The 15,738-nt window shown below is 38.4% G+C and carries 14 protein-coding genes; 5 read left to right on the top strand and 9 right to left on the bottom strand.

Annotated elements, in window-relative coordinates:
* The first annotated feature begins 155 nt into the window (after positions 1-155).
* Both znuD and AC1M89_RS09435 read left to right on the top strand, forming a co-directional pair.
* A complete protein-coding gene (gene znuD, locus AC1M89_RS09440; RefSeq protein WP_481610964.1) occupies positions 156-2,303 on the top strand; it encodes a zinc piracy TonB-dependent receptor ZnuD in 2,148 nt (715 codons plus the stop codon).
* Between the two features lie 87 nt (positions 2,304-2,390).
* Positions 2,391-3,854, top strand: coding sequence for a phospholipase D family protein (locus AC1M89_RS09435; protein ID WP_481587171.1), 1,464 nt, complete (start codon positions 2,391-2,393; stop codon positions 3,852-3,854).
* 31 nt (positions 3,855-3,885) lie between these two features.
* Here the strand turns inward: AC1M89_RS09435 and AC1M89_RS09430 are convergent, their stop codons facing one another.
* A complete protein-coding gene (locus AC1M89_RS09430; protein ID WP_092767573.1) occupies positions 3,886-4,332 on the bottom strand; it encodes a hypothetical protein in 447 nt (148 codons plus the stop codon).
* Between the two features lie 199 nt (positions 4,333-4,531).
* Here AC1M89_RS09430 and AC1M89_RS09425 point away from each other — a divergent pair, with 199 nt between their 5' ends.
* Positions 4,532-4,999, top strand: coding sequence for an RcnB family protein (locus AC1M89_RS09425; RefSeq protein ID WP_481590554.1), 468 nt, complete (start codon positions 4,532-4,534; stop codon positions 4,997-4,999).
* A gap of 33 nt (positions 5,000-5,032) precedes the next feature.
* On the opposite strand, the gene AC1M89_RS09420 is transcribed toward AC1M89_RS09425, so the two are convergent.
* The 4 genes from AC1M89_RS09420 to AC1M89_RS09405 form a co-directional block, all read right to left on the bottom strand.
* Positions 5,033-5,530, bottom strand: coding sequence for a phosphate-starvation-inducible protein PsiE (locus AC1M89_RS09420; protein WP_035265636.1), 498 nt, complete (start codon positions 5,528-5,530; stop codon positions 5,033-5,035).
* A 160-nt stretch (positions 5,531-5,690) separates the two neighbouring features.
* A complete protein-coding gene (locus AC1M89_RS09415; protein WP_035265567.1) occupies positions 5,691-7,472 on the bottom strand; it encodes an acyl-CoA dehydrogenase C-terminal domain-containing protein in 1,782 nt (593 codons plus the stop codon).
* Between the two features lie 170 nt (positions 7,473-7,642).
* Complete coding sequence (locus AC1M89_RS09410; protein ID WP_180028280.1) at positions 7,643-9,445, bottom strand: acyl-CoA dehydrogenase C-terminal domain-containing protein; 1,803 nt, start codon at positions 9,443-9,445, stop codon at positions 7,643-7,645.
* A gap of 310 nt (positions 9,446-9,755) precedes the next feature.
* Positions 9,756-10,382: a hypothetical protein gene (locus tag AC1M89_RS09405; protein ID WP_481614130.1), complete on the bottom strand. Its 627-nt coding sequence runs from the start codon at positions 10,380-10,382 to the stop codon at positions 9,756-9,758.
* Positions 10,383-10,515: 133 nt separating this feature from the next.
* On the opposite strand from AC1M89_RS09405, the gene baeS reads away from it, so the two are divergent.
* Together baeS and AC1M89_RS09395 are read left to right on the top strand one after the other, a co-directional pair.
* Positions 10,516-12,177, top strand: a complete 1,662-nt coding sequence (gene baeS / locus AC1M89_RS09400; RefSeq protein ID WP_035265564.1) for a sensor histidine kinase efflux regulator BaeS — start codon at positions 10,516-10,518, stop codon at positions 12,175-12,177.
* A gap of 18 nt (positions 12,178-12,195) precedes the next feature.
* Positions 12,196-12,882 (top strand): response regulator, encoded by a 687-nt coding sequence (locus AC1M89_RS09395; RefSeq protein WP_092767563.1) that lies wholly within the window; start codon positions 12,196-12,198, stop codon positions 12,880-12,882.
* Between the two features lie 148 nt (positions 12,883-13,030).
* Here AC1M89_RS09395 and AC1M89_RS09390 read toward each other — a convergent pair whose 3' ends face one another.
* The 4 genes from AC1M89_RS09390 to AC1M89_RS09375 all read right to left on the bottom strand — a co-directional run bounded on the left by AC1M89_RS09390 (position 13,031) and on the right by AC1M89_RS09375 (position 15,721).
* Complete coding sequence (locus tag AC1M89_RS09390) at positions 13,031-13,294, bottom strand: hypothetical protein (protein WP_481587175.1); 264 nt, start codon at positions 13,292-13,294, stop codon at positions 13,031-13,033.
* A gap of 37 nt (positions 13,295-13,331) precedes the next feature.
* On the bottom strand, positions 13,332-13,619 hold the full coding sequence (locus AC1M89_RS09385) for a DUF6988 family protein (RefSeq protein ID WP_481614129.1): 288 nt from the start codon (positions 13,617-13,619) through the stop codon (positions 13,332-13,334).
* A 218-nt stretch (positions 13,620-13,837) separates the two neighbouring features.
* Positions 13,838-14,206 carry an MmcQ/YjbR family DNA-binding protein gene (locus AC1M89_RS09380; RefSeq protein ID WP_481614128.1) on the bottom strand — a complete coding sequence of 123 codons (369 nt, stop codon included), beginning with the start codon at positions 14,204-14,206 and terminating at the stop codon, positions 13,838-13,840.
* 69 nt (positions 14,207-14,275) lie between these two features.
* Complete coding sequence (locus tag AC1M89_RS09375; protein WP_481614127.1) at positions 14,276-15,721, bottom strand: protein adenylyltransferase SelO; 1,446 nt, start codon at positions 15,719-15,721, stop codon at positions 14,276-14,278.
* Between the last annotated feature and the right edge of the window lie 17 nt (positions 15,722-15,738).

Genomic DNA, 15,738 nt, shown 5'->3' with positions numbered 1-15,738 from the left:
ATCCGAATTTTATAGATTAACATTGATATGTAACCCATTGGTTTAATTATATGAAGCTAATTAATTTGGGGTAAATGAATGAAATATGATTGAAGTTTGGTTGAAATGTTATATTATAACAACAATTGTAAATTCTCGAATTTTGAGCTTGTCGTATGAACTTTCATAAAAATATCATTACTGCCTCCGTCTTGGCAGTGATAGCATCCGCAGCACATGCTGATCAAAAACAAAAAAATGTTCAATTAGATACAATTTCTTCTACCGCACATCCATTGGTTCAAACAGCTGCTGACTTCGCTGTAGCAGATCATGTGATTGATCAAAAAAAATTATCCGAAAGACCAACAACCATAGGTGATGCGTTAGCCGATGAGTTGGGTGTTTATTCTAATCAGTATGGAACAGGTGCAAGTCGTCCTGTGATTCGTGGCCAAGATGGACCGCGTGTAAAAGTTTTACAGCATGCTTCTGAAACTGCAGATGTATCAACACTTTCTCCTGACCATGCCGTAACGGTTGATCCTATTTTGGCGAAGCAAGTGGAAGTTATCCGAGGACCTTCAACATTACTGTACGCAGCTGGAACTGTGGGTGGTTTAGTCAATGTGACTGATCAAAAAATACCGACACAAATGCCAGCTAATGGTCTAGAGGGGCAAGTGGGCGTCCGCTATAACTCTGGGAGTGATGAAAAACTTGCAAGTGCAGGTGTAACAGCAGCTATAGGTGAAAATTTTGCACTTCGTGTTGAAGGCACGAAGCATAAAGCCAATGATTATATCCCTTTCAAAGGTTACTTCACTGAACATCATCATGAGGGTGAGACAGAGCCTCATCGTGAAAGTGCTAAACGTGTAGAAAATACCTTCTCAGAAGGTCAAACAGTTAATGTCGGTGGCTCATGGATCCATGATCGAGGTTTTGTGGGGCTGTCATATAGTAATCGACAAGATAAATATGGATTACCAGGTCATAGTCATGAATATCATGGATGTGAATTGCATGGAGATCATTTCCATTGTCCACCACCTAATTCAGCGCACGACCATGAACACGAAAATGCTGCAGGTCCATGGGTTGACTTAAAGTCTGAACGCTATGATTTGCGAACTGAATTAAATGATCCATTAAAAGGATTTGAAAAGCTGCGAGCTCATTTAAGTTTTACAGATTACGAGCATGATGAACTAGAAGAAAATGAAGTTATTAGTAACTTTAAAAGTAAGGGTTATGATGGTCGTTTAGAGTTGGTTCATATACCGTTGTTAGGTTGGGAGGGTGTTGTAGGTGTACAAGCATCTCAGCAAAAAATAAAACTTAATGCGCCTGAGGGACATGACCATGATGAAGTTGATCATGGTGACCATGATCATAGTGATCACGATCATGAACATCATGGTCATAGTCATGATGTTCTGATGGCGGATACAAAAACCAATAAGTACAGTTTATTTGCACTAGAACATAAACAGCTTGGTCCTGTGCATGTCGAATTGGGCGCTCGTGTAGACCATCAAAAAATCGATGTCGATTCCAATCAAAAGAACTACTCAGGGACTGCTGTTTCAGGATCAGCTGCAGCTAATTGGGAGTTCGCGCCAAATTATAAGTTGTCTCTAGTGGGGTCTCATCAACAACGTTTACCGCTAGCTCAAGAGTTATATGCAGATGGTCTTCATTTTGCAACAAACACATATGAGCTAGGTAATCCAGATATTGATAAGGAAACATCAAATAATCTAGAGTTAGGTCTCCATTATGAAGGTGATCAGCTCGATTATCATGTTCATGTTTATCACAATTGGTTTGATGACTATATTTATGGTGCAACTGTAGCTCAACAAGGCAATTTACGTGGACTTAAATATACGCAGGATAAGGCACGTTTTTATGGAACTGAGGCTCAGCTAGGCTATCAAATTAATGATACTTACAAGGTGAGTGTGTTTGGTGATTATGTAAGAGGCAAGATAGAGGGGGAAAATGCTCCACGTGTTCCTGCTGGACGACTTGGTACAAAGGTGGAAACCAATTTTGCTGATGGTTGGTCTGGTTTAGCTGAGTATTATCATGTATTCAAGCAAGATAAATTTGCTGACTTTGAAAAAGAAACCCAAGGTTATAACATGGTCAATGTTGGTGTGTCTTATGCTGGGCAGTTAAACAATCGCAACGATTATCGGGTTTATTTAAAAGCAAATAACTTGTTGGATGATCAGGTTTATTCGCACAATTCATTTTTATCGAATATTCCACAAATTGGACGTAATTTCACCGTTGGTGTTGAATACGGATTCTAATTTTCTCCAACGTGTTAAAAACAGTTTAATGCTTGAAAAAAGGTAAATTAAAACCTAGTCTGAAAGTATCGGACTAGGTTTTTTGTTATGCGTCTATTTAAACGAATTCACCAAAAATTAAATTGGTCAAACCGACGTTATGTTGGTCTGATTCTTGGTATGCTGACCATTGGCTATTTAGCTTCAGCGCTTTATCATATTTATAAACCATTACCAGAAGGGCTTAATTACTCCGGTAAATTACGGCATGCAAATGTGAAATTCCTAGCAGACCAAACTTATATAGATACGGCGGGTCAGCGACAGCAGCATCAGATTTTTGATGAAATTCTCAATCTTATTGAGCAAGCGCAAACCACAATTGTGTTAGATATGTTTCTGTTCAATCCTGAAACTGGTCAGTCTCAAAATCAACATCGCGCATTAACACAAGAACTGACTCAAGCACTTATTAAAAAAAAGCGTCTAACACCGAATATTGAAATTAAATTAATCACTGATCCTATAAATTCAGTTTATGGTGGAATAATCCCAGAGCACTATCGACAACTCAGACAAGCAGGAATTGATGTCATAGAAACAGATTTATCACCATTACGCGCATCGAATCCACTGTGGTCGGGCATTTGGTATTTTTGTTGTCAGAGTTTAGGAAATAATGCTGAGAAAGGTTGGTTAAGTAATCCTTTCGGGGAAGAAAAAATTACCATTCGAAGTTATTTAAATCTTTTTAATTTTAAAGCGAACCATCGTAAAACCATCATAGTGGATACATCCGAGGGATGGAAAACACTAGTGACTTCGATGAATCCGCATGATGGAAGCTCACGCCATTCTAATGTAGCACTTGTGGTCGAAGGGCATACAGCTGTCGATATTTTAAAAACTGAACAATCAGTGGCTTTATTTTCTAAAGCAAATATTCCAATGGTTATTGTGGGAGATGTACCAGAAGATAAACAGTTGCCGCAAGTTCAAGTACTGACAGAAAAGGCAATATATGATGAACTGCTGAAACTGATTGAATCTGCTCAAGGTGCTGATGCAAAAATAGATTTGGCAATGTTCTATTTATCAGAGCGAAAAATTATTGAAGCCTTAATTGAAGCTCACCAACGCGGTGTTGAAGTTCGTGTATTACTAGACCCGAACAAAGATGCATTTGGACGTACTAAAAATGGTATTCCAAATCGTCCTGTCGCGACAGAGCTCTATAAAGCTGGAATAGACGTACGCTGGTGTAATACACAAGGTGAGCAGTGCCATTCAAAAATGATTATTAAGCGTAGTTCAGATCAGGTTGAACTGATTTTGGGGTCGGCTAATTTTACTGCTCGTAATTTGAAAAATTATAATTTAGAAACTGATTTACGTGTTATTGGCTCTTCAAATCAGCAAGTTTTTAAAGATGCAGTACAGTATTTTGATACTGCTTGGATGAATTTAGAGGGTAAGCAAATGAGTGTTGATTACTCAGAATATGCAGAAGATTCAAAAATGAAATATGCCATTTATCGATTCATGGAATGGAGTGGTCTCTCAACCTTCTAAAAAAAATCCCTCTAAAGAGGGATTTTTTCATTTATGGATTCGGTGGAACTAATTTATCGAGTTCCTTATCATCAATCTGATCGAGCTCTTTAATGTCGGTTTTAATTTTCCACTTAGACTCATCCTCAACAGGTTGAGGTAAACGTGCTTCTAACCAATCACAAACCACATCTGGCGTAAAATCAGGATGATTACACTGAATCACCCAAGATAAGAATTGTTTCGCCTCACCATTCATATAGGGTGGAGGAGACACTGGTAAAAACTGAGTGGGTAGGCGTTCATTTTTAGAAATGTAATTTAATACATGACCAAGTTCTTGAACCGTTTGCCAAGCTAAGGCATGGTCGATATTGATTTGAAATTTAAACCACCATGCATGTTCACCATCAGTGCCATAAGAATCGATATAGTTTTCTTGGACACTCGGAACTTTACAAAAAAATTGGTGCAGGCGATCAAAACTCATTTCAGGCACGGTGGATAATCTCGCAAAGTTAAAAATGGTTAGTCTAGCAGATTTACAAACAGACTCATGCAGATAAATAAAAGGTCTAAAGTATTAAATTTAAAATTTTAAATAATGTTCAAGATTTCTACATGATTGATCTATATTTAAGTTTTAGAATGAGTGTTGAAAACAAAAGTAATCTTACATTTGGAATGAGGTAATAGAGATGAACAATACATTATTGGTTAAGACTCTATTCGGTTCAGTGATTCTTTTAATAACGAGTCATACTTTTGCAGATAGTTGGGCTAATTACCAAGGTTCAAAGGTTCGACCTGTAAAACCAACACAGACTCCAATATATACTGGTAATGCAGATCGTCTAAGTAAGCCAGTCCCATTGCAACAACCACGTTTTGCTCAGAATAGACCTCAATTACAGCGACCATATCCTCCTTATCCAGCGTATCCGCAGCAGAATGGGATTACAGTGATCTATCAACAGTCTTTACCGACCACGACGACATATTCTAGCAAGCAGTCAAGTTTCGTAAATGGGCAGGGTGGTACTATTGAAATGAGTCAGTATATGCTGATTTCAGATTGGCGTCGTTATGGTCTTCCTGCACCACAAGTTGGAATGCATTGGATATACCAAAATGGTCGATATATCCAGATGCCAAATGATCGTTAGATGCTTAATCCAATTTGTCTAAGCCATCTTTATCTAAGCCAACTCATCATCTTCAGGGCGTGGTGTTTTTCCAAGTGGTAAAGGTTTATCTTGGTGTTTATCTCGGATCACTGATGGAAAATTCCAAGAAGCAAAACGCACGACCAATATAGCGAATGCTAGGATTAAAATTGATCCTGTAATAATGACTAAATCAATATCAGCTTTATGGTCATGTTGAATATCAGAAATTAACAGACGTGTCAGGGCAGTGATGGCGATATAGATCAGAAATCTGACGGGCATATGATTGGTCTTAAAATAAATACCTACCATCGCACCTAGTTCTAAATAGATAAATAACAACAGAATGTCATCAATCGTTGCATATTGTTTTACCGTAAGAATATCTATCACGGTATGTCCTGCAGACCAAATTACCATGCAGCCAATAATAAAGAGCGCAATATAGTGGAAGCTCTCAACTGCTAGATTTCCAAAACGATCTAATAAGGATTCGATTTTTTCTACGCTAATATCTTTTTTACTCATGACATCTCCTCCTTTGAAAAAACCTGATGGTTTCATTGGAGTGATGCAAAATTCATGCTCATCTTATGCCTAAGCAGGGAAGACTATTATGAGTTGCTTTGAAAATAAGCAAATTTCAGATAAAAAAAGCCTGAAAAATCAGGCTTTTTTAAGATAAAACTTATGATTGATTTGTGAAGTAATCTTCGCTAAATCCCATCACGATTTCAGAGCTAGCTTTGATGCGAGCTAAACGTGTATTTAATTCAGGTAAAACACGTTGGATGTAGTAGTTCACCAAAGATAATTTGTTCTCATAGAACTCACCTGATTTTTCACTCGCAGCTTTAGCAATTTTAGCAAACATATAGGTAAAGCTGAGTAAGCCTACCGCATGTAAATAATCCACCGCAGCAGCATTCGCATAATCAGGATTTTCCGCAGCACGTTCAAGAACAACTTGAGTAATCAATTCAAGTTCAGTTGCAGCATCAAGAGTGGCATCTTTGATGTAATTTAAGTCCGCATCTAATGCATTTGCAAAGTCACGAATTTCTTCGATATATTCTGCGATGAATTGACCATTACATTTAATCGTTTTACGACCAATCAAATCTTGTGATTGAACGCCGTTCGTGCCTTCGTAAATTTGTGAGATACGAAGATCACGGATACATTGTTCCATACCCCATTCACGAATATAGCCGTGACCACCAAAGACCATTTGGGCATCTAGAGTCGCATTGAAAGCAGTGTCTGTTAAATATGCTTTTGCGATTGGTGTGAGCAAAGCAACACGATTATTTGCTTTTGCAACTGCTTCTGGATCCGTCGAGAACTTTGTAATATCCAGTTGTTGACCTACGTATACTGCAAATGCACGTGAAGCTTCATTGTTCGCACGAGCATTTAAGAGCATACGACGTACATCACCGTGTACAAGAATACTATCAGCAGGTTTATTCGGAGATTTCACACCTGTTGCACTACGACCTTGTAAACGATCAGTGGCATATTGAGCAGCATTTTGATAAGCAAATTCTGAAGCGCCTAAACCTTGGATACCCATGGACAAACGTTCATAGTTCATCATCACGAACATTGCAGCAAGACCTTCGTTTTCTTTACCGACTAAATAGCCTTTTGCACCGTCAAAGTTCATCACACATGTTGCAGAGGCTTTGATCCCCATTTTGTGTTCAATAGAACCAGGGCCTACAGGGTTACGATCACCCAAGGTACCATCTTCATTCACTAAGAATTTAGGTACAATGAACAGAGAAATACCGCGTGAACCAGCAGGAGCATCAGGCGTTTTTGCTAATACAAGGTGAATAATATTTTCAGCTAAGTCATGGTCACCACCAGTAATAAAGATTTTCGTACCCGTGATGTTGTAAGTACCATCTTCATTACGTTCAGCCTTAGTTTTAATAATGCCTAAATCAGTACCTGCGTGAGGCTCTGTGAGACACATCGTACCTGACCATTCACCTGAATAGATTTTAGGAAGATAGGTTTCTTTTTGTTCTTGAGAAGCATAGCTATTTAATGCCATACCCGCACCCACAGAAAGAAGTGGGTAAAGCATAAATGATGGGTTGGTTGCAAAAAGCATTTCATCTGCAAGCACAGTCAGCATTTTTGGCATGCCTTGACCGCCCCATTCTTCGTCAGCACCTAAGCCAATCCAACCACCTTCTGCATATTGTTGGAACGCTTCTTTAAAGCCCGCTGGTGTGGTAACAGATCCATTATTATAAGTTGCGCCTTCTTCATCACCTGTGCGATTTAGGGGAAGGGTTACGTTTTGAGCGAATTTAGCCATCTCTTCTAAAATAGCTTCAGCTGTCGCAGCATCAATATGAGCTAAATTCTCATTTGATTGCCAAAATTGTTCAGCTTGAAATACATCATTCAAAATGAACTTCATATCTGTAAGAGGCGCATTATAGATTGGCATTTTCGTTCACCTTTTTTTTGTTTAAATATCTTTAGTTCTTAGCAGTCTATCGAAGCATATTAGGACTTGTTAGACGACTAAAGGTTAATATCTCGAATTTATTTATAAAGAAAAAGGACGGCCAAATCTATGACTGTCCTTTTTCTTTTACACATATTTAATATGGATCATTAGAATGCAAAATGTTCAGCATCTAAAGTCATTAATGGTTCTAATCCACCTGCAATTACGTCAACATGTGAGCGAACGCGTGGAAGGATCTTCTTGAAGTAGAAGCGAGCTGTTGTGATTTTCGCATTGTAGAAGTCAACTTCAGTTGAACCTGCTGCAAGTTGTTGTTGAGCAACTTGAGCCATGCGAGCCCATAAGAATGCTAGCGTTACATAACCAGAGAAGTATAGGTAATCTACTGCAGCAGCACCGACTTCATCAGGGTTTTGCATCGCGCGCATACCGATCTGCATAGTTAAATCGCCCCATTCTTTGTTGAGTGCAGCCAAAGGTTCAACAAACTCTTTCAAGTCTGCATTATCTTTGTTTGCTTCAGCGAATTTGTGAATGATTTTGGTGAAATCTTTCAACATCGCACCTTGAGTTTGCAGTACTTTACGACCTAACAAATCAAGTGCCTGAATTTCAGTGGTACCTTCATATAAGCAAGCAATACGTGTATCACGAACAATTTGCTCCATACCATGCTCTGAAATGAAGCCGTGACCACCAAATACTTGTACGCCTTTGTTTGCAGCTTCATAACCAACTTCAGTTAAGAATGCTTTAGCAATTGGCGTTAATAATGACAGAATGTTATCTGCAAATTTACGTTCTTCTTCAGTCGCGCCTTTCTCAACGATATCAGCATAGTGAGCAAGGTAGTACACTAGAGCTCGACCACCTTCAGCAAATGCTTTTTGCGTTAAGATTAAGTTGCGAACTGCTGGATGCACAATAATTGGATCTGCTTCTTTTTCAGGTGCTTTAGGACCAGAAAGTGAACGCATTGCTAAACGATCTTTCGCATATGCCAAAGCACCTTGGAAAGATGATTCAGCAGCAGACAAACCTTGTACAGCTGTACCAATACGTGCAGTGTTCATGAAGGTGAACATTGCATTCAGACCGCGGTTTTCAGGGCCAATCAAGTAACCTGTTGCACGATCAAAATTGATCACACATGTTGCGTTACCATGGATACCCATTTTATGTTCAATCGAACCACAACGAACAGCGTTGCGCTCGCCAACTTCACCATCAGCAGTTAAGTTAAACTTAGGTACGATGAATAATGAGATCCCTTTTGTTCCCTTAGGAGCACCTGGTAAACGCGCAAGAACGATGTGAACAATGTTGTCCGCCATGTCATGCTCACCAGCGGAAATAAAGATTTTCTCACCTGAAATCGCAAAACTACCATCTGCATTAGGTTCAGCTTTTGTGCGGATAATACCAAGGTCAGAACCCGCATGAGATTCTGTTAAACACATGGTACCTGTCCACTCACCTGAAATCAGTTTTGGTAAGTAAGTATTTTTTTGCTCTTCCGTACCATGGTGCTCAATTGTACGAACTGCACCATGAGATAGACCTGGGTACATACCCCATGCCCAGTTCGAAGAGCCGATCATTTCAGAAATGATAATGCCTAAAGAGTTTGGTAAACCTTGACCACCATATTGTTCTTCAGCAGCTAAAGATGGGAATCCTAATTCTACATATTTTTTATATGCTTCTTTGAAGCCTGTTGGAGTAGTAACTACACCATCATTCCAAGTACAACCTTCGCGGTCACCTACTTGGTTGAGTGGAGATAATTCGTTTTCACAGAAATCTGCAGCAGCTTCTAAATATTGATCAACCAACTCACGGCTTACGTTTTCTTGGAATGCAGGGAGTTTTGAAAAGTGTTCTTCAGCATTTAATAATTCATGCAAAACGAATTGCATATCACGTAAGGGCGCTTTGTATTGTGGCATATCGGGTTCCTCAATACTGGTTAAACCAGATTTATAATCCTAATAAAAAATGTCGTGTCATCTACGACACCTATTTTGTTCTATTACATCGTGCAATAAGTTATTGCTTGGTACAAGTTTTATAGCCATATTCTGTGTGACTGTAAAGTCAAAGAAAAAATATTAATTTTGGCTAAGTGTTTAGAGTATAAAGTTTTTTCGTGAATTATATGTGAACAGAATAGTCAAAAACGTAATAAGTTATGACATAAAAAAAGGCGCAACATGCGCCTTTTTAATATTCAATCACTTAGTAGTGAGTTGAATTGAATTATGCGGATTTTTTTAAGTCTGGTTTAACGAGTGGTTGATTTGGTTTGAAATAAACTTTACATACACCGTTGATAGTCTGTTTACCCACTTTGATTTGAACTTTTTTACCGTCAGTTTGTCCATTGCATGCTTGAAGTTTTGCATTTTGACTAACTTGCTGTTGCATCAAACGTTGATCAAATTTTTGAACAAGCTCAGCACGTTTGGCATCTGTGAGCGGTTCACCTTTTTGTGAACGGTTAGCTTGGACCGAAGCTGGCTTTTCAGCTTTAAATTGGGCACGTGCTTGCTCATGCATTTTTTTCATATCAGCACGATCCGCTATGAAACGGATATGACAAGTACCATCAATATTTTGTTTATCAGTTTTGATTTGAACAGTTTGACCTACAGCTTTGCCGTCGCATGCTTGACGAATTTGCTGCATCATCGCTTTACGGTCAGCACGCGCTTGTTTGAATTGCTCGCGTTGTTCAGGTGTTAAACGTTCTTTATGATGATGTTTTTTATCAAAGTGACCCTTTTTAACTTCTTGAGGTGCTTGAGTTGTTGTTTGACATGCAGTAAGTGCGCCCATACTGATTAAACCAGTGGTCACCAATACAATTTTGTTCATCGCTTTCATTATGTTTATCCCCAAAGTTGTTTGGATTCGGTATAGGTAAAGATTAAATAATAAAGATGAAGAAACAATGGAGAGTTTTTTGAATCAGTGTTAGATACAATACTGAAAAACGAAGAAATAATGTGAGTTAAATTTGAATATACGTCGCGTACCAATCGCACTACGCTTATTTTTTACAGTACTGTTAACGACATTGCTCATTACGACGGTTAGCTTAAGTGTGCTGCATTGGACGATGCAAAAAAACTTCACCAAATATGTAGCTGATGTAGAAATGCAAAAGCTTGATCATCTAATCGATAATTTAGCGGGCGTATTCTCTGTTTATCAGGATTGGGGAAATGCCGTTCAAGCTCAGATTTTACAAATTGAAGGTGAAGCTGCACCCGATGATTATGATCGACTATCACGTTGGTGGTTACGTCGCCAATATGATATTGCATTGCAACAGCGTTATTTCAAAGAGCATACATTAATTAGCGAAATTGAGTCACAAAGAACGCAAACTATTAGTCCAGAAGAGCTGAAAGTCTTAGAAGAAAATTTACCTTCTGCATTTCAGCCATTTGAAGGATTGCGTTTCCCATTAAGTTCAAATCAGAATCAGACAAGAACCACGAACAGTTCTGATAAATCACATGAAAATAAGCTTTCTAGTTTGAGAACTTCTGAATACCAGCAGGGCAAGAAACTATTTATATCTATGTCTGATCACTTGGGTTTAAGTTCTAGACTTTCCTTATATGATGCAAAACAACAGTTTATCTTGGGTGAACCATCAGAGAATATGGTGTCGTATCGACCGATCACAGTTGATGGAAATATTGTGGGGTATCTCGGGCTAAGACCTGTTTTAGATCAAGATGATGCTTTAAGTATTAATTTCTTTAGCAATCAAAAGCGTTATTTATTTTTAATATATATTCTGACATTTATTTCGAGTTTGGTTGCTGCCTTATTATTAGCAACTTATTTTAGAAAGCCAATTCAACGCTTATTAAATGCAACACGAGAATTAACCAAAGGGAATTTTCAGCATCAGGTGAAAGTAAATCGTAACGATGAGCTTGGCGATCTTTCGACTGAAATTAATCAGTTAGCTGTGATTCTAGATCAGCATGAAAATTCTAGAAAGCAGTGGGTTGCAGACACTTCGCATGAGTTAAAAACGCCGCTGGCTGTTTTGCAAGCACAAATTGAAGCAATGCAAGATGGAATACGTAAACCAACGCCTGAACATTTTGCTTCAATGTTGGCACAAGTTTCGAGTCTGAAAAAATTAACACAAGATTTGGCTGCGTTAGCACAAGCTGAAGCACAACAACTCAATTTTGATTTCAATGAAATTGACCCTTGGAGTGTCGTGTTAAATGAGATTGAAAATTTCAAACCTAAATTTGAACAAGCCGATCTCACGATTAGCGCAGAGGGGCATGGAACGAAATTACAATTAGATGTAGATCGTTTTAAACAAATTATGGTCAACTTACTCGGTAATACTATTCGCTATACGGAAGCCGGTGGAAGAATTCATGTGCATACGATCGAAAACGATAAGACTTGGTCGGTGATTGTTGACGATAGCCCATTAGGTCTTACTGATGAGCAATTGGCTCATTTAGGTGAGCGTTTCTATCGAGCGGATGATTCTAGAACACGTAGTACTGGCGGAACTGGATTAGGTCTAGCATTATCGTGCAAAATTGCACAAGGCATGAAGGGCTCCTTGAAGTTTGACCACTCACCATTGGGTGGATTGCGCTGCATCCTTACATTTCCAAAGAAATCGTTTTAAATTGAAGAAGGGTGACATATGAAACATGTGATGCTGGTTGAAGATGAAGTAGAACTTGCTCAATTGGTGCGAGATTATCTTGAAGCAGCTGGCTTTGAAGTCAGTATGTTTCACGATGGTCAAGAGGCTTATGATAGCTTTTTACAACGTAAACCAAGTCTAATGGTTTTAGATTTGATGGTACCTCGTATGGATGGTCTCACGATCACCCGTAAAGTCCGTGAGCAGTCTGATTTGCCTATTATCATGGTGACAGCACGAACGGAAGAGATTGATCGTGTACTTGGTTTGAATATGGGGGCGGATGATTATGTTTGTAAACCATTTAGCCCTAAAGAGTTAGTTGCTCGTGTTCAAGCAGTGTTGCGACGTTTAGATCGTAAAGCAGAACCTGAAGAAAATAATTTATTCCGTATGGACAAAGGTCAACAACGAATTTGGTATCAAAACAAATCTTTAAATTTGACACCTACAGAATTTCGACTTCTTGAATTATTCTTAGAACACGTAGGTCAGGTGTACTCTCGTGCGCAATTATTGGATCATATCAACCCAGACAGTTTTGAAGTGGCAGATCGTGTGATTGATAGCCATATCAAAAACTTGCGCCGTAAAATCTCGGATGCCGCGGAAACAGGTAATCGTCATGAATGGGTTCAAGCTGTTTATGGGGTGGGATATCGTTTCGAATATCCTGAAGATTGATTCTTTGTGATAAAAAAAAGCGAATCTAGAAGTTCGCTTTTTTTTGGTGCGTTGGTTTTGGTTAGGGTCTCTACAATTGGCCATTTCATATGCAACTTTCATGTAACTTTGTTAGGATATGAGCTTATTAAAGGTGGCTATCGTATTTTTATTTAAAGTAAGCTTCGACTCTAGCTTTTACTATAGGATCAACATCATCAACCATATAAAAACAATATCTATATTTTTCGATCAAAACACTAATATATTTTTGTTTATCAGGAACTGTGTGCTTTAAGATTATCTGTGCAGCTACGGTTATTAAGTTATTTGATTGGCGCATCAAGGTGATCAGCATCTCATCTTTATATCCCATAACATCTCTAGTAAATGACTGTTTTACAGTATGTACTATGGAGTTAAGTTGCTTCAAATGATATTTTTTGAAATCACAAAGGGTGAATAGCCACCTAAATTATTGGCTGAGCAGGTAAGTTTGCAGCACTAAGCTTATCAAGCATTTCAGAAATCATTGGACATGTGTCGGATTCAAATTGCTCTTCAAATGTGTAACTAAATTGCAATTTTGATATTTGATGATTACTTGCAAGAAATAATAACCAATATGCTCTGACTACAGCTTCAAATTGTGATCTAAGTAAAATCATAGCTTGTGTTGGTAGATTTGAAGATAATAAACCACTTACTCCAAGCCCATGCTCAAATGAGATGTAAATACATTGTTCAACTAAGTCCAAACGCGGCCCACAATCGATAATGTCACTATTAATAATTTATTGTTTTAGCTCTAAGATCATCTGAGTTGATAATCCAAAAAGTTGTTCTATATCCATAATGAATATCGTACTCATAGAGTTGTAATGATATAACCCAAATATAGAATAAGTTTTTCGTATTACTACTATTTATTAATTTAGCGTAATTATTGTTATAGAAAAGCAATTTTTAACTTTATTTAAATGACTCTGAGTAAAGCGATATGCTTTTGTTCGGCTTTTTTAAGCTTCGATACCACAAGATTATAGGAATTGGAGATCAAATCTTTGATAAGCTCTTCATCCAATTCAGATTCATCATAGATTGAAACCCAGTGTCGTTTATTCATGTGCCATCCAGATCGAATATAAGGATAAATATCTTTTAACATATGTCCATGATCTGGTTCGACTTTTAAATTAATCGCAGCTTTGCCTTGTAAGTGAAATGCGAGCAAAAAGACTTTATCCATAATTTTATAAACATCACATCCCTCACCAAACGGTTGACTGACAGTGACTTCATGAAGTTTTAAAGCTTGTGATGCTGCCAATTGATGTAAATGCATATTAAAAACGAATGGGTATTGTGGATAATGATTAAATTATCCACAGAATGAGAGAGGTTTGTGAATAACTTATGATGAACAACTGACTTGAATTTCAGGGACATCACTAGCTAAAGGGCCTAAGTCTTCTGGTTGTTCAAGACGTTCTTGTTTGGTGTATGGTGTTTGAAGAAGTTTGAACAAGCGATCAACTTCAGAGAAATCATCACGTTCAGCAAGTTCAATTGCTTTCTGTGCCATATGGTTTCGTAGAACGTAGTGTGGATTGGCTGTTAACATCGCTTGATCGAGATCGTCAGTGTCTTGATTTTCCCGTATTGAGAGATATTGGTGAAGAAACCGCTCAAATGCGATACGATCAAGGCAATCATCTTTGATTTGTTCATACGCTTTATTCTGTAAACGAATAAAACTTTGGGTGTAATCAAGTTGTTCTGTTTGTAAAATATGTAGAAAAGCCATACCACAATCAAAGCTATCTTTATGAAAACTTGGTAATCCCATTTTTTGACTTAAACCAAGTTTATAGTGTTCCAGGAACGTTGGTTCATAGTGCTCTAAACAGTAAGACAAGTCTTGTTTCCATTGCTCTCGATCATAATTTTCTGGACAAAGATGAATGAGACTATTTAACCAAGTCCATAAATTCCAGTGCCCGATACTCGGTTGGTTCTGATACGTATAGCGTCCTTGGTAATCAGAATGATTGTTGATCCAATTAGGACGGAAACGCTCCATAAAACCATAAGGTCCGAAATCTAAAGTTGAGCCGGTAATATTCAGGTTGTCAGTATTCATGACCCCGTGCGCAAAACCAATCAGTTGCCACTTGGCGATCATGATCGCAGTACGTTGAATGACTTGAGTTGCAAAAGAAAGAACAGGTTGTTCTGTCTCCAAACATTCAGGGTAGTGCCATTCAATGCACTTTTGTGTAAATTCTTGCAGTAGATCTGGCTGAAATTGATTAATCCACTCAAAGTGACCTAAGCGAATATGTGTATCACACGTACGCAACATCATCGCGCCACGTTCAAGTTTTTCTCGTTGTACACCTTGATCTGATGATACAAAACCAATCGCATTACTGGATTGAACACCTAGGGCATTGAGGGCGTGTCCAGCCAAATATTCACGAATAACGGAACGTAACACTGCACGACCATCGCCTCTCCGAGAATAGGGGGTAGAGCCAGCACCTTTAAGATGTAGATCGACCGTGTTGTTATTTTGATCCAGGATTTGAGCAATGAGTAAACCGCGACCGTCACCAAGCTGTCCAGCCCATTGTCCAAATTGGTGACCCGCGTATACCATCGCCAAAGGTTCAAACTCAGCAAAAGTTTTTTGCCCGCTACAGATTTCTACCCAGTTCATCTTATCTTCTTGAGTCCACAGTAACTCATCTGCAAGTGCTTCATTAAAATGACCAGGTTTAGCCCCTTTTAGCGGAAGAGGTTGTTGATGATGATACAGTCGAGCGGGTAGTGTGTTATAGCGAGAATTGAACTGCATATAATTTTTCAAAATGT

Source organism: Acinetobacter sp. ANC_7635 (assembly GCF_056779945.1).
This window is presented reverse-complemented; position numbering and strand designations above follow the sequence as displayed.

Excerpts from the sequence above, each read along its gene's own strand:
- znuD (WP_481610964.1), top strand. The coding sequence starts at position 156 with ATGAACTTTCATAAAAATATCATTACTGCCTCCGTCTTGGCAGTGATA.
- AC1M89_RS09435 (WP_481587171.1), top strand. The coding sequence starts at position 2,391 with ATGCGTCTATTTAAACGAATTCACCAAAAATTAAATTGGTCAAACCGA.
- AC1M89_RS09425 (WP_481590554.1), top strand. The coding sequence starts at position 4,532 with ATGAACAATACATTATTGGTTAAGACTCTATTCGGTTCAGTGATTCTT.
- AC1M89_RS09420 (WP_035265636.1), bottom strand. The coding sequence starts at position 5,530 with ATGAGTAAAAAAGATATTAGCGTAGAAAAAATCGAATCCTTATTAGAT.
- AC1M89_RS09415 (WP_035265567.1), bottom strand. The coding sequence starts at position 7,472 with ATGCCAATCTATAATGCGCCTCTTACAGATATGAAGTTCATTTTGAAT.
- AC1M89_RS09410 (WP_180028280.1), bottom strand. The coding sequence starts at position 9,445 with ATGCCACAATACAAAGCGCCCTTACGTGATATGCAATTCGTTTTGCAT.
- AC1M89_RS09405 (WP_481614130.1), bottom strand. The coding sequence starts at position 10,382 with ATGAAAGCGATGAACAAAATTGTATTGGTGACCACTGGTTTAATCAGT.
- AC1M89_RS09395 (WP_092767563.1), top strand. The coding sequence starts at position 12,196 with ATGAAACATGTGATGCTGGTTGAAGATGAAGTAGAACTTGCTCAATTG.
- AC1M89_RS09380 (WP_481614128.1), bottom strand. The coding sequence starts at position 14,206 with ATGCATTTACATCAATTGGCAGCATCACAAGCTTTAAAACTTCATGAA.
- AC1M89_RS09375 (WP_481614127.1), bottom strand. The coding sequence starts at position 15,721 with ATGCAGTTCAATTCTCGCTATAACACACTACCCGCTCGACTGTATCAT.